13 protein-coding genes are annotated in these 14261 nt (G+C 43.6%); all 13 read left to right on the top strand.

What is annotated here, in order from left to right; translation table 11 throughout:
- Positions 1–210: 210 nt before the first annotated feature.
- The gene (locus IGI94_RS10255; RefSeq protein WP_438899699.1) at positions 211–723 is read left to right on the top strand and encodes a hypothetical protein; all 513 of its coding nucleotides are present in this window, start codon (positions 211–213) and stop codon (positions 721–723) included.
- Positions 707–2062: a PTS cellobiose transporter subunit IIC gene (celB, locus tag IGI94_RS10250; protein ID WP_005235081.1), complete on the top strand. Its 1356-nt coding sequence runs from the start codon at positions 707–709 to the stop codon at positions 2060–2062. The genes IGI94_RS10255 and celB overlap by 17 nt, the downstream gene beginning before the upstream one ends.
- Before the next feature lie 101 nt (positions 2063–2163).
- On the top strand, positions 2164–2892 hold the full coding sequence (locus tag IGI94_RS10245) for a GntR family transcriptional regulator (protein WP_142971657.1): 729 nt from the start codon (positions 2164–2166) through the stop codon (positions 2890–2892).
- Positions 2893–3683: 791 nt separating this feature from the next.
- Positions 3684–4769, top strand: coding sequence for a DivIVA domain-containing protein (locus IGI94_RS10240; RefSeq protein ID WP_373192198.1), 1086 nt, complete (start codon positions 3684–3686; stop codon positions 4767–4769).
- A 137-nt stretch (positions 4770–4906) separates the two neighbouring features.
- Positions 4907–6214, top strand: coding sequence for a hypothetical protein (locus tag IGI94_RS10235; protein ID WP_438899698.1), 1308 nt, complete (start codon positions 4907–4909; stop codon positions 6212–6214).
- Complete coding sequence (locus IGI94_RS10230; protein WP_005235091.1) at positions 6211–6585, top strand: hypothetical protein; 375 nt, start codon at positions 6211–6213, stop codon at positions 6583–6585. Before IGI94_RS10235 ends, IGI94_RS10230 begins: the two co-directional genes overlap by 4 nt.
- Positions 6518–7897, top strand: coding sequence for a glucosaminidase domain-containing protein (locus IGI94_RS10225; RefSeq protein ID WP_438899697.1), 1380 nt, complete (start codon positions 6518–6520; stop codon positions 7895–7897). The genes IGI94_RS10230 and IGI94_RS10225 overlap by 68 nt, the downstream gene beginning before the upstream one ends.
- Positions 7890–8933 (top strand): hypothetical protein, encoded by a 1044-nt coding sequence (locus IGI94_RS10220; RefSeq protein WP_008378699.1) that lies wholly within the window; start codon positions 7890–7892, stop codon positions 8931–8933. The genes IGI94_RS10225 and IGI94_RS10220 overlap by 8 nt, the downstream gene beginning before the upstream one ends.
- A gap of 13 nt (positions 8934–8946) precedes the next feature.
- Positions 8947–10401, top strand: coding sequence for a hypothetical protein (locus IGI94_RS10215; protein WP_142971667.1), 1455 nt, complete (start codon positions 8947–8949; stop codon positions 10399–10401).
- A 38-nt stretch (positions 10402–10439) separates the two neighbouring features.
- Complete coding sequence (locus tag IGI94_RS10210) at positions 10440–10763, top strand: hypothetical protein (protein ID WP_016610400.1); 324 nt, start codon at positions 10440–10442, stop codon at positions 10761–10763.
- Between the two features lie 22 nt (positions 10764–10785).
- Complete coding sequence (locus IGI94_RS10205; RefSeq protein ID WP_244732034.1) at positions 10786–11484, top strand: type IV pilus modification PilV family protein; 699 nt, start codon at positions 10786–10788, stop codon at positions 11482–11484.
- A gap of 43 nt (positions 11485–11527) precedes the next feature.
- A complete protein-coding gene (locus IGI94_RS10200; RefSeq protein WP_438899696.1) occupies positions 11528–12214 on the top strand; it encodes a PulJ/GspJ family protein in 687 nt (228 codons plus the stop codon).
- Positions 12201–14249, top strand: a complete 2049-nt coding sequence (locus tag IGI94_RS10195; protein WP_438899695.1) for a type II secretion system protein — start codon at positions 12201–12203, stop codon at positions 14247–14249. Before IGI94_RS10200 ends, IGI94_RS10195 begins: the two co-directional genes overlap by 14 nt.
- Positions 14250–14261: the final 12 nt, after the last annotated feature.

Genomic DNA, 14261 nt, shown 5'->3' with positions numbered 1-14261 from the left:
AACAAAAGCCAAACATCAGGAACATTCCAGTATTATCCTGCACGGTTCCTTGAGATCAGCTTAACTTTTCAGAAATAACAAATGAAAAAGCAGATTATTTTCAGAGAAAACTTTCAAAAAGAAATCGGTTGCATTCAACAAGAATTCTGCTAGAATATAACTTGTTCGAACAAGTTGTTGAGCGAAAGCAAAAAGAAAGGAGGAGGACTTGTGACCAAAAGGAAACCGGTAACCCAAGCAGCCAAGAAAGAATATACAAACAAAAGTATGCGGTTTAATCGTTTTTTACTTTTTCGTTATATGACGGCGATCTTTTTCTTTGTCAATCTTTATTGGACCCTATTGAGTCTGTCTCAATGGACATGGGCTGGTTTGATTCCCATTGCCTTATTGATCGTTGATGGACTTATACTTATTGAACAAACTCAAAAATATTGGCAGCAATCGAATCGTTTACTGGTGACAAAAATCGGATATTGGCTCCAATTCGGTGTCAATCTGATTGCAATTCTATTTATTTTGATCGGACAGCAAGCAACATTGATTCCTTTTATGAATCAATCGGGTAGAGGCATCTTACTTGCCTTGTTTACTGTCGGCATGATCGCGTGCCTGTTCATCCAGCGTAAAGCGTGGTTGATCGAGCATGACCGCGACAAATATTTCACGTATTTGACTACATTTGAAACTCAAGGAGGAACAGTCAATGGATTCAGAAAATAACAAAATGTTTGCCTTCTTGGACCGCTACTTAATGGGTCCAATGGGGAAAATCTCACAATTACGGATCGTTCGTGGGGTCATGGCAGCCGGGATGGCGTCGATTCCTTTCACTATTGTAGGATCTATGTTCTTGATCGTCAGCGTTTTGCCACAAAGCTTCCCTGCATTAGAGGGCATTTGGAGTGCGTCATTCGATAAGATCCAAAATCTTTACATGTTAGGTAATACCGCAACGATGGGGATTTTAGCACTTTACTTCTGTGTCGTGTTTGGTTACGAGTACACCAAAATCCAAGCACAAGAAGAAAAAATCGTTCTTAGCCCAGTCAATGGCGCGTTGCTTTCAATGATGGCGTTCTTTATGTGCTTGCCACAATTAGTTTTTGAAGGCGGTATGGCAACATTAGTCAATGTCATTTCTGATGACCAAAAAATCATCGATGGTTGGGAAATGGCTGGCGGGGTGACTCGTTTAGGAACAACTGGGATCTTTACAGCGATCATCATGGCGATTATTGCCGTAAAAATCTACGCATTCTGTGTGAAACGCAATATTGTTATCAAAATGCCTGACACAGTGCCAACAGGAGTATCTTCCTCTTTTACAGCATTGATCCCAACGGCACTGACTTCATTAGCTGTAATCGTCATCAATGGTGCATTAGTCGCAATGGGCACAGATATTTTCAAAGTCATTGCGATTCCTTTTAGTTTCGTGACGCAATTGACCAGTACTTGGGTCGGACTACTTGTTATCTACTTCTTCATGCATGCGCTCTGGATCGTGGGTATTCATGGGGCAACGATCGTGACCTCATTCTTGACGCCAATCGTATTGTCGAATATGGTGGAAAACCAAAATGGTGCCAACATTGCCTTTGCGGGTGAGTTTAACAATAGTTTCGTAACGATCGGTGGTTCAGGAGCGACGTTAGGAATGGTGATTTTCATCGCCTTCTTTGCAAAATCAGCGCAGTTAAGTGCTTTAGGAAAAGCAGCGATCGTGCCATCCTTCTTCAATATCAATGAACCGATTTTGTTCGGGATGCCAGTGGTATACAACCCGTACACAGCGATCCCATTCTTCTTAGCACCGATGGTTTCAATGTCCGTTGCTTATTTTGGCATCAACTTAGGCTTTGTTAACCCACCGATTGCCCAAGTAGCGTGGCCGACCCCAATTGGCTTATCCGGCTTTATTGGTTCAGGTGGTGACTGGCGTGCCTTTGTCTTAGCAATCATCTGTGCAGTCGTTGCTTTCTTGATTTGGTTCCCATTCATCAAAATGTATGATGGCAAATTATACAAGGACGAACAAGCAAACGCAACGAAGGCATAATCTATCCGTTTTTTTGATAAGCCGGCTATGAAAAATAGCTGGCTTTTTTTACGCCAAAGACGATAATAGTAGTAGAGAATCGCAAGGAAAGGAGTAGGCAGATGACGAAACTCAGTATTGAAGACTTAGCAGCAGAATTGATCAGAAAGATCGAAGCCGGTGACATTGGAAATGAGCAGGGGAAGATGCCTAGTGAACGAGAGCTTTTGGCAATTTATCCAGTTTCTCGTTATACGTTACGCCAAGCCCTCAATAAGTTGAGCAAGATGGGCTGGATCTACCAGATGCAAGGCCGCGGCTCGTATATTCGTTTTCATAACAACCAAAAACCGACCATTGAACAAGGAGATCTTGGCTTCAATGAAGACTTGACACGGGGCGAGAAAAACATTCGAACGGTCAAAGCCTCAAAGCGACTGGTCAAAGTATCAGAGGCGTTGTTTCTCCCAAGTCAAAAACAATTTGCGAAAGATCAGCACTTTATCGAAGTCCAACGGTTTCGCACGCTAGATGACAAACCGTATTTGATTGAGCGTTCCTATTATATACCTGAAATCGTAGGGGAGATCTCCGAAACAATGATGGAGGGGTCAATGTTCCAAGCTTTGGCAGAAGAAAAACAACTGACAGTCGCCTTCATCGACAAGTTCATCCAAAGCAAACCGCTATCACAGGAACAAGCTGCGTTTTTTCATCTAGAAGAAGGCATGCCCGCACTGATCGTACGAGACGACAGCTATCTGAGAAATGGGGAGCTATTAGCCTTTTCGATGATCCATTATGATTATCGGATGGCGACATTATACATGCATAAAAAGTTGTTCGATTAAAGAAAACTGATTTTCAAGAAACGGTTCTTTCTTTTTTTGAAGGCAAGAGAAGAGCAGCCCATTAGGGAGAAAAAAACTTACAGTTGCGGAGCAGCGGACTGGAACTTGCTTTCAAACTGAGAGAAAAGGAATCGCTTCCAATAGATGAAAGATGACTGAGCAGTAAAACTATATAATAGGTAAAGAATCGATCAGCGACCTTGGCTTATAAGGTCGCTGATTTTTTTTGAGGGGATTGATCGGCGGTTAGGAAGGCGTGATTGTTGATTTAAGATAAAGATCGTTTAAAGAAGACCATTCGTTTCCTTAACACGAAGATATTTTGCTCAATTTTTAACAATATCGTTGAGATGAATGGTTTCCTCTGACAAATATTTCATCAAGTGAAGAAATATCTGATTTTTCAATCTGTTATTGCTTTGATACTATCAAATAGACAACAGATGTTCTGCGAACGGAAGCCGTCTTTTCGTTTAATGGCTATTTTATTGAGAAACAGGCCGATTCATTTACTTGATTTCTATCTTCCAAAATAAATGGAGGTCGTGGAAATCAAGGGATGTGGTGGTCTTTGCTTTCTTTTTTTAAGCGAAGGGGGACAAGAAGCAAGCGGACATCACTGCTCAAAAGGTCACAGCAGAAACGTCAGCTCGTTTGAAAAAAAGACCGAGGTTAGAACAACCAAAGTGCAACTTTTCACGAAAGCAGACGAACAAGCAGACCAATTTGTAGACACATTAAATTGTTCAACGAATCAAATCATCGATGAGTGAGGAATCAGGAGGGGTAACATGGCATTATTTCGCAAAAAGAAAGATGAAGAAACTTACGAAGGCGTTCATGTCTACGACGAGGAATATGATGAAGAAGAGTACGACGAAGACGAGTACGATGATGAAGAATATGATGACGATGAGTATGACGATGAAGAATATGATGACGACGAGTACGAGGACGATGAGTACGAGGATGAAGAATACGAGGAAGACGAGTATGACGATGATGCCCAAGAAGAGCTGCTGGCATTAGAAAATACCGTTTCACAACTGACCAAGACAGTCGAACATTTGACCAAGCAATTGGAAAACAAACAAGAATCCATCAATCGGATGGCTTCGCAAGCGACGCAACAAGAAAGTATCATTTATGAAAACAAGCAGCTGCAAATGCGCTACAACGAGTTACAGCAGCAGTTAAAAGAAGCAGAACGTCAACAAGAAGCCCTCAAAACCAATTATGAGCAAGAAATTGAGCAGTTGACGAGTCAAGAAGACGAATTGATCGAAGTAGAAGAAGAGCTCGAACAATTGCGTCAAAGAGAAGATGAACTGCTAAAAGAATTAGAAGAGAAAAGCAAACAAGTCCAAGCTTTTGAAGAAAAAGCGATTCATTTAGAAGAAAAAGCGGCGATAATCGAAAACTACAAATTAAAAGAAGTCGAAAGCATGCGCCGGATCACTTCGCTTGAAAATGAAAATCAACAGTTGAACTTGCGCTTGCAAGAAGCGGAAGCGAAATATCGGGATCTCGAACGTTCAAGAGTCGAACAATTGGCAGATAAGAATGTCTTACAGCGTGACTTGGAACGTGAGCTGGCAAAGGTCGAACAAATGAAGGACGAGCTGGCGACGATTTTGATCGAAGCAAAAGAAAAAGCACGGGAAACCGCTGCTGAAGCAGAACTGGAAGCCGACAGAAGACGTCAGATGGCGGAAAATGAAGCCCACAAGATCATTTCAGAAGCATCGATGGAGGTGATGAAAATCCGTCAAGAGATCAAGCAATACCAAGAACGACTTACGACGTTTCATCATGAATCGAAAGGGTTGTTTGAGCAGTTGATCCAGCATAGCAAAGTATTGAATCTGCCAGACTAAAACGAAGGTTTTAAGTCGGAATAGACGAAAAGGTCTGCTGAATAATTTCTGAGAGCGACACGACAAAGGAGGGAAACCCACTAGGACCATATGTGCTGTTTAAGAAATCACGGGCAACAACTACGAGTTGATTTCTTATGAGAATGTTGGTTATTGGGACGAATGTGACGAATGATATTTTAAAAATTGCCATCTATCCAACCTTGAGTCCAAATCTTGAGGAATTATTTTATAAACAAGAGGCACTTCCATCAGTAATCACTGCCTGCGACAACCTCTATCAAAAAAAGTGGCCGCTCAAATCCTCGATCCGCAAACAAGTGACGCATTACTTTGAGCAATTTTATTCCATCGAAGCCTTCACCCATCATATCGAGATGGAGATTTTACGGAAAAAAATCGATTACTCAAAATTACGCATTCCTTTGGAACAGCAATTCCCACAGTTTGTGTGGACGCAAATCGGCATCAATCATGTGTCCGATGAAAAAAGCAATCTGTTTTTGGAGTTTGTACCAATCGCTTACACAGAAGAAGAGTTTCCCTTTACGATTCAGTTGGATGCCAGCTTGCAGCAGCAAGCCTCGGCTGGTGTAAGTGATGCGAACGACTTTAAAGAGCAACTGGCAAAAATCGTTCAAAGCGTGATCGATGAACAAAATGTCACGTTTGTGAGTCGCCCGAAAGCGCAAGTCCATGAAGAAAAACGTCAGGGCAAAACCAATGTAGTGAAAAAAGAACTGGAAGACACGCTCGAGTTCCAAAAGGTCAGTGCGGATGAGCCACCAAAGTTCAAAAAGAAAGTTCGCAAAAAAAGCAGCAAAAAAAAACAGTCAAAAAAAGCCAAGCAATTGTCCAAAGTCAACGCCAATGAATTAGCGTTGGAGGAAGAGGCGAAACGAGAACGAGCAAGCAAAGAGCGCTTGCGCTTGGCCAATCAAAAGCTTGAGATCTACATCGAAAACTTAGAAGCCTCTTTGATCAAAAATAGTATCCACTATTTAAACAGCTTGACCGATGAAGAAGACGAGAACTGGCATACGCAATTGAAAATCAGCTTACGAGAATATACCTATCTTTTTCAAAAAGCCAAATACCTCGAACAGGTTTGGCGCATCAATGACAATCTCGTACAAAAGATCGAAAAAATGACGTTGAACGAAAAAGAATTGACCTATGAGAGAGGGCAAGTGCAGCAAGTGGTCGACAACAACCTATCTGCTAAAGATATCAGTTTAGTTTTTTATGAATGCAGCGTGATTGAATCACGAGTCAAATTGTATGAGCGACCATGGTTTAGAAAACCTTACACACGCATTATGAAGATGGACTATGACAATCTTTTACGAAAAGCCGCTTACTTTGATCTTCTCCAAAGCGAAAGCTATCTATTAGAAAAAAAAGCATTGATCGAAGGCAATACAGACGTTAGGAGCAGTCTATGAGAACCCAAAAGCAAAAACAACGATTCTTATTCTTATACCGCATCTACTTTATTGCTTCTTTGATCCCATTAGCGGTATTTTTGCAGCTGACCGCCTATTTTTATCTCTCTGCCTTTCGAGAATATGTCACTATCAGTCACTTGTTTTTACTCGCTCTTTTGCTAGGTTTTACGATGTATTTGCGGAACAATGCCTTTCATTATCAATTGCTGCTTGTGCAGCTTGAGAAAAATGAAAGCAAAGACCATGAACGACCAAAAAAAGGCACCAGCAAGAACAGCCCCAAGGAGGAGGATCAAGAAGATGAAAAAGCCCAGAAGAAACGTAAAAAGTCTGTTAGCGATCGGAGCATTTATCGGAATCATCAATAATCAAACGATTTCTGAAGCCATGGTTCGATCGATCTTAGGTGTAGAACCATCTACTTATATGGAAACCATCGATGCACAACGAGAAAGTCGTGGGCAATCGATAACGGATGCCCTCCGACCGGTCTCTTACGAAGGAGCTGACAGGATAACGGAGCAACTTGATACTCCTCCAGAACAAACAAAAGAAACCCTTCCAGAAGAAGCGGAGCAGGGCGAAAAAGGAACGGAAGTCCAAGTCGTAAATGATGTGGAACGACCGGCAGACGAGGGACAGACAGACGAGGAAGAAATGGAGAGCGGCACGGATGAAACAGAAAATCAAGAGGCCGAAGACGTTCCGTCGACGCCAGATCCTTCAGAAGGCGATCAACAGCCGAATCAGCCTGCTGGACCTGAAACGAATGAGCAAGAAACCAACGATACCAACAGCAGCAACAATAGCGGAAACAACCAATCAAATGGGAATCAAACCAATCAGGACAAAGAAAAAGAGCCCGATCCAATCACTGAAGAACCCGAATCGCCGATCGATGAAGAAGAGCGGGAAAGCAACTTTCAATTTTCGGTTTCTCGTAATCTAACGACACAACAATTCATCAATGAGATTGGTTCTGACGCGCAGGATGTTGCCTATAACAATGATCTTTATGCTTCAGTGATGATCGCACAAGCCATCTTGGAGACTGGCTCAGGAAATAGTGCCTTATCCAGTCCGCCAAACCACAATCTCTTTGGCATCAAGGGCAGCTTTCGTGGGCAAAAAGTGACCTTCAATACGCAAGAAGATGATGGAAGTGGTGCGTGGTATACGATCTCTTCCAATTTCCGTAAATACCCAAGTTACCGTGAATCCATCGAAGATTACGCTCGCTTACTAAGAGGAGGCATCACAGGCAACCCGCGCTTTTATGCCCCCGTTTGGAAAGAAAATGCCCCAACTTATCGGGAAGCAACTGCGTGGTTGACAGGGCGCTATGCTACGGACATCCATTATGACCAAAAGCTGAATGCGTTGATTAAGTCCTATGATCTAACCATTTATGATAATGAGCCGACCGAAGAGATTTTGGAAGAGATTGAACGCACACGTGCACAAGCAATCGAAGCAGCCCGCAAGGAAGAAGCGGAGACGACCCGTTCGTTGTTTGAAGACTTGCAAAGAAGCGCGGCAAATCGTCGAGGCTCAGGGAATTTGCCAGCGTCCATTCGGACCGTCAAGGATCGCTTGCAGGAAAATGCCAATGCCAATACTTATGCAAACCAATTAAGAGGGATGGAACGAGCGGGCAGCGAGGTAGATGCCAATGAGTAATCAGTCGCAAGCACCTAGAAGAAAAAAACGTCCGCCACAGCCTGCCAAACGTGAAAAAAAACGAGACCAATCAGAGGATACACCGAGAAATCCCCGAATCGAAAAGTTTCAGGCGCAAGGAAAGCAAGCCAGCCCTTCTAGTGGCAAGAAACGACCAAAAAAGCCGACCCAAAAAGAACCGACAGGACAGGCGCCTGTGAAAAAGAAACGAAAAAAAGCGGCTGGCACAGCGAATCGCCCCAAATTACCGACCGAAAAGCAGCATCCTAGCAAGCAAAAAGAAAGAGCAGCTGCCAGTACGACCAGTGAAGCACCACGCAAAAAGAAAAAGCGTCCACCGCAGCAAGCACGTCCAAGTCAGCACAACGAGCAGGGGAAAATCAAAAAATCAAGTCATCCTAATGCCAAATCAAAAGGGACCCACAAGCACGGCAAAAAACCAGCGGAAGTTTCCCAGAAACGACGTCCCCCTCAAAAAGGCAAAGCCGCGACGAAGAAACCAACAGCCAAAAAGAAATCTGGCAATCTCGTACTGAAAATCATCTATCTGATTTTCTTGGTTTGTAGCATGACTGTCCTATTTACGTTTATCGGCTTATATGTGACTGATCAAAACGAAATGACAGTTTTTAATCATCGGGTGGTGCGTTTATCAGATAATGGGATGGCGAATCTTGACAGCTCCGCATTACGCACACAAGATTTGATCATTTTAAGAGAACAAGCCTTCACTCAAGTACAGCCAAACGGGCTCGCGGTCTTTACAAATGGCTCAGGAACCGGCTATATTGCTCGCCGAGTACTATCGATCGAGGCTGACGAAGAGCAGGGCTATCATTTATCCGTCATTGGTGATGGACAGGCATTTGGGGAAGAAGCCATCGAAGCAGACCGTTTCGTTGGAGAAGTCTCAATGAGTATCAACCATGTAGCAGATGTGTTTCGTTTTATTGATCAAAACTTGATATTATCCATCATCTTCTGTGTATCATTGATCGCCTTATTCATTCTATTAGGCATTTATCTCTTTACTTGAGAGCCGTCATTACTTGAGAAAAGAGGAAACAAGGGTGCAAAAAAAAATTGTGTTAAGAAATAGTATCGCGGGTCTGCTTTTCTTTCTTTTGTTGCTTAGCATCTTGATTTGGCAGAATAATCAGTCTATTCATATTCGTCGATTAGCGGATGAAAATGAAGTGTTCGAAAAAATCGAGATTTTGGAAGAATGGCAGGAACGAATGACCCTTACAGGGACGACGATCCAACGATCCGTTCGGGTAATGAACGCTAGTGAAGTGCCAGTCTTTGTCCGAGCAAGTTTTGAAGAAGTGCTGCGCTATATCGCGCCAGACAGTGAGGAAGCAGCTTTTGAGCAGGCGGCAGATGCGAGTGATGCGCCAGACTTATTACCAGTACTGTCTCGCTTTGATGAAAACGAAATTTTAGCAAGGGGGTATCAGAACGTGACCCAGCAGATCCCAGAACTCATTGGAAATGCTCTTGATGGTCAAGTGATGGTTTGGATCAGCGATGAGACGATCGAAGAGTTGGCACCCACGCCTCCCTTGGATGCCTTCGATAGTGAAGAGATGCAGGAGTTATTGGGGGAACTAGACGCTGAAGAACAGGAAAATCCTGAGAACTTCTACGATCGCACCGAAGGCAATGAAGAAATGGAGGAGCCACCGTCATCAGACTTGATCGATGGTCCACCAGATCTCTGGCAAGAACCGGTCCTTGTCGAAGCTCACTTCAGCTATTCCTTTCGACGAAACCAACAACCGGTCATGCAGAAAATGAGTGGGGAACTGCTGCTGCTCAATCCTGCTGATCCGGTTGCTGAGTGGACCTTTGAAGCAGCCAACTTGACCTATAGTTATTATCTTGAAGGGTATCGTTATTTTGTTCGAAACTGGGCGGAGTCGCAGCTAGCCAGCCCCTTTTCCACCAGTGAGGAACCTACGGGATTCACGTATCTCGGAGAACAGGGAACGATTGACCAGTCGTCATTTGATTACACGACGACAGAATCTGGGTTAGGCAGTGCCTTTCACTTGCCAGAGATGATCAGTGCGTTTCCCGATGCTGCTGGCTTGTATCCGACCCAAACGGTGAAAACGCTAAGCAGCTTTGTCTCTGAAAGTCCCGCCCAGATCGATTCAGAAGCCATTATGATCGAATTCGGTTCTTTGAGCGATTACCGTCAGATTGATCGAAATACTTGGATCTATAATCCCGATGATGGCTGGTTTTATTATAGTTTCCCTTTGGACCGATCCTATCAAAGTGAAGACGGTTATGGCGTCACCCGTTCACTGATCGAACAAGTGATGATCGATACAAGTGTCGCAGACGATAGCCATCTTGCCTACGAACTTTTACCGAAAGTCGAAGTCATTCAGGCTTCTGATCGACAATCATTAAAGGAGGTCTTTCAGTTAGACAATGATCGGCCAGAGAGTGCCACTGCGATCATCTATCGGCATTTGCACTCACTTCAATAAGTTGCTAGAAAATAAGTCAAGGAGAGATTCACGTGAAAATGGTCATTGAAGAAATTGAATACCGTTATTTTCTTCAATACGGGAAGTATTTGGATTATTTCTATCAACAATACATGCAAGCGAATGTCGAAGATCCTGATGTTGAAAAAGGGATCGCCGAGATTCAGCGACTGGTTGAAGAAGAAAGGTATCATTATATCAGGGAACGAATCCGCATCACACGCAAAGCCAAAAAAAGTATTCCATTAGCTGACTACCCTGATTTCAATAAACTGATTCACTGGGGGTTTACCCTTAGCAAATTATCTTTTCTTGACCCAGATACAAGTATCAACCAGCTAGAAGAAAAGGATTCTCCTTGATCGGAGGCTAGGCAAAAAGCAGGTGATAAAACTGAAAAACGGCAGACATGCACATAGTGTACTTGATGAATCGGGGTTCAGCCTGGTTGAGATCCTTGGAGCGATCGTCATTCTCGGGATCGCAATGGTCATGATCGCCATGCTGATCATCCAAAACAACCTGATCCTTAGCTACAATACCCGAATGGAAGAGGCCATCGCAGCACGAGATGATGTCAAGGAATGGCTAATATACCGGGCACAGACTCAAGACTTGGCGGATTTGAATATCGGGATCTTTACGGCTAGACCTTCTTGGATGATGGTCGATCCAGATGATCCCTCAGAAGTTCGCCGACACCATTTGGTCCTCGATAATTCAGGGATTCAATACAATGCGCAAGGGCAACCGATGTATGAAGAAATCCCGATTGCTGTAGATGATCTCAATCGGGGCCGATTTATTCGCAAGGTGGTATACGATCATTCTGGCGCTCATTTGCCGCAGCCCTTGGTAAATTCGGAAGAAAATCGCCTCTATATGGGAACGTACTTGTCGGAGAATGAAGAAACCACCAACTATTTGGTCAAGGTCTCCATTCGCGAAGACCCCAGACATGGACTGCGAGAAGACAGTTACGACCGTCGTCAGCTCGGGCTCGGACTTATTATTCAGGTCTTCGATAAACAAACGGGCGCATTTTTGACAGAAACGTATCTGCATTGGGTAGTAGACTATTGAAAGGGCTGACTGTTCTTTCGGAAGTTGCAAAGGAGGGGGGCAGATGAAGCATCGATTACAGGATGAGCAAGGAATCACGCTTGTCGAATTGTTAGGGGCGATGGTCATATTCGGCATCATCATTGCACTCTTTTCTGGGACACTCTTTTTGATCGTCCAAGCCTCTGTTCGTCAAGGTCGAATTGCTGCCTTTCAAGGGATAGCGAATGAAATCTTGGCGCAAGCAGACCAAATCGCCAAAATTGATGGTATCTATGAACATGCGGGGTATTTAGGAAAATATGATAGTCTTCTTTTCCACGAGGAACATATTGTCAAAACCATGCCCGAAGGAACCTTAGGGGCAACGATTACGGAAGAGGGCAGTCCGCGAATGGTTGTGACGGATATCACAGATACCAACAATATCCGTGCCAGAGTCTATGATACGAAAGATCCTACGATTAAGTTAAAGATCATTCAACAAAAAAATGAGAATGAAGCGACGTTGACCCATCACTATACGCCAAATTATCGCGATACGTTCAGTATCCAGACCAAGTTTTTCGTTTTATTTTACACGGAAACGATCAATTTTGCGGATTATTATGATGATTTGACTGGCTGGTGGCAGATGGAGGATCTGGTCACTGATTACCACAAGCAGATTATCTATAAACGAGAATTTACGATCAATTATCGTGACAATGAGAAAGCAAGAGGGGGGGGACCCGGGAATGGACGATGGTAGACAAAATGAAGCTGGGTTTGCGCTGATTTATGCCCTCGCGGCGATCATTCTTTCCTCTTTGATGATTGGCTTGGTCTTCCTTGTTGCTCGAAATGTCAATTCACAAATTCGAACGATAGATAGCTTCCGTCGCGTGGAAGATGTACACGAATATTCCTTTCAACTCGCTTCTCAGGAGCTAAAACTGAGAATAGATGATTTCATCACTCGAACCATGCAATCTGGCGGCTTCTATTCTAATAATAATGAATGGATAGACAATCTGGATAACGAATTGAGATTTGTGCTGGACGAAGTCGATGTGAATGAGACCATCGATGATAAATTTTCTTTTACCTCCTCTGTCGTTGACTATGAATATAATGAGATCGCCCCTTATGTAATGACCAAATCTGGTGGGGAGCAAGGATGGATCCAAGCAGCCTCGATGCTGCCAGATAAAACCAATCTTCAAATCATTATTCAAATTCAATCGCAAGTCACGGATCAGACGCAATTGGCTGAAGGGCAACCGCGAGTACATACAGCTTCTGCCGAATATATCTATGAAATGCAGCTTGAAGAAGAAGACCTCGAACAAAGACAAACACAGCTGGATATTTGGCGAAACATTTTTTATCCCTATTACCTACCCTCTACAGTAGGACAAGCGGTATCCGCCGATACTTGGATTCGAAAATTATTCGAAGTTGCCGATTTTCAGCGCGTACGCCCAGCTTTTGATTATCTCGCCTTTGATTCGGATGACTTCCTGCAATTCGGGTTTGCCAACAATGTCCTGCAAGATTTTCAAGACGGCAGATTTTTAGATTTTCGTACAAAGCCGATTCTTAATCGGCTGCATTTCGATGGTTCCTTTTTCTTTAATCATGGGGTCCAGATGGAAGGACAGGGAAGCGGGCAGTTTTCGGCAAAAAGTCTGCTTGCGATCCAGAATGATGGCGGACAGCCTAGCAACGGGTTGAACTTGATCAAAGACGTCTTCTTGCAAGCGGGGTTAGGAATGTATATCGATTTGGGCAGTCGATCTGGCAGCCGCTTGGTCTTATCACAAGCATATACGGATATTTTTGCTGGAAACCTATGGATCAACAATACCAATAGTTCGGCTTCGAGAGTTGAGCAAGAAGGGGTTCTCTTTGCTGAAGGTCATCTGAATGTTTCCGTAAATTCACCAGATGCGGGCTCTGGATTAGGCGAATTAAATAGCAATTATTTTAATTTCTATCATCGAGAAGCCACGAAACAAAACCCTGCGGCAGATGGTAGTTTGACGTTTATGAAGCCATCGATGGTTCTGACGAGCAGCAATTTTTATGCAGGGCCAGTCACGGAAGGCTCGATCGTGCATAGTACCGAAGATACGGAACGAAGAATTACTGTTTATGGTGATTTTATGCTGACGAATACGATGATGCCGAGTGGTGGAACGATCGATGATTTCTCGTATTTTCAGAATCAAAATCACTTCACGGTGCCCCATGACCCGTCAAGAATCACATTGGATGGCAGCAATACCATAATGGAGGTTCACGGGCTTTCATTTATCGATGCGCCGAAAACTGCTCGTAGATTGGCATTAGCAGAAGCCGGCAGTTCAGCGGTTTTTGATTCTTATTATGAAGATCCAGCGTATTGGAATCAAATCACCTTAAAAAATGGTGCCCAGCTGATCTTGGGTCATACAGGCGTTGAACCCTTTCATTTAGCTGTGGATAGAGAGTCGACCTTTGTCATGGAAATACTGCCAGATTTGGCATTATTTGACCCGACTTTTTTAGCAACAGGGGCTCATAACCGTCGTCTTGAAGGAACGGTCGTTCTCGTACCTTACTATATGGATGACCAGGTGGAACTAGAAAATCAACTGCAACAATTAGGCGTCAATTATCGCGTCCGCGACTTTGAAAGTCAGGCGCAACCGGGGGAGGTAACGATCCTCAGAAGTTTTTTGGATCGAAACATGTGGTCTGATGATGAAGCATATTTAACCGTTACACGAATGTTTGACTATATCAACAAACTCGATTATTGAAAGGAGGGCGCC

It is taken from the genome of Enterococcus sp. AZ149 (assembly GCF_051714285.1).
GTDB classification, from domain to species: Bacteria; Bacillota; Bacilli; order Lactobacillales; family Enterococcaceae; genus Enterococcus_D; species Enterococcus_D entomosocium.
This window is presented reverse-complemented; position numbering and strand designations above follow the sequence as displayed.

Bases quoted from the DNA above. Each gene is read 5' to 3' on its own strand.
- IGI94_RS10220 (WP_008378699.1), top strand. From the start codon at position 7,890: ATGAGTAATCAGTCGCAAGCACCTAGAAGAAAAAAACGTCCGCCACAG.
- celB (WP_005235081.1), top strand. From the start codon at position 707: ATGGATTCAGAAAATAACAAAATGTTTGCCTTCTTGGACCGCTACTTA.
- IGI94_RS10210 (WP_016610400.1), top strand. From the start codon at position 10,440: ATGGTCATTGAAGAAATTGAATACCGTTATTTTCTTCAATACGGGAAG.
- IGI94_RS10200 (WP_438899696.1), top strand. From the start codon at position 11,528: ATGAAGCATCGATTACAGGATGAGCAAGGAATCACGCTTGTCGAATTG.
- IGI94_RS10240 (WP_373192198.1), top strand. From the start codon at position 3,684: ATGGCATTATTTCGCAAAAAGAAAGATGAAGAAACTTACGAAGGCGTT.
- IGI94_RS10245 (WP_142971657.1), top strand. From the start codon at position 2,164: ATGACGAAACTCAGTATTGAAGACTTAGCAGCAGAATTGATCAGAAAG.
- IGI94_RS10235 (WP_438899698.1), top strand. From the start codon at position 4,907: ATGAGAATGTTGGTTATTGGGACGAATGTGACGAATGATATTTTAAAA.
- IGI94_RS10195 (WP_438899695.1), top strand. From the start codon at position 12,201: ATGGACGATGGTAGACAAAATGAAGCTGGGTTTGCGCTGATTTATGCC.
- IGI94_RS10225 (WP_438899697.1), top strand. From the start codon at position 6,518: ATGAAAAAGCCCAGAAGAAACGTAAAAAGTCTGTTAGCGATCGGAGCA.
- IGI94_RS10230 (WP_005235091.1), top strand. From the start codon at position 6,211: ATGAGAACCCAAAAGCAAAAACAACGATTCTTATTCTTATACCGCATC.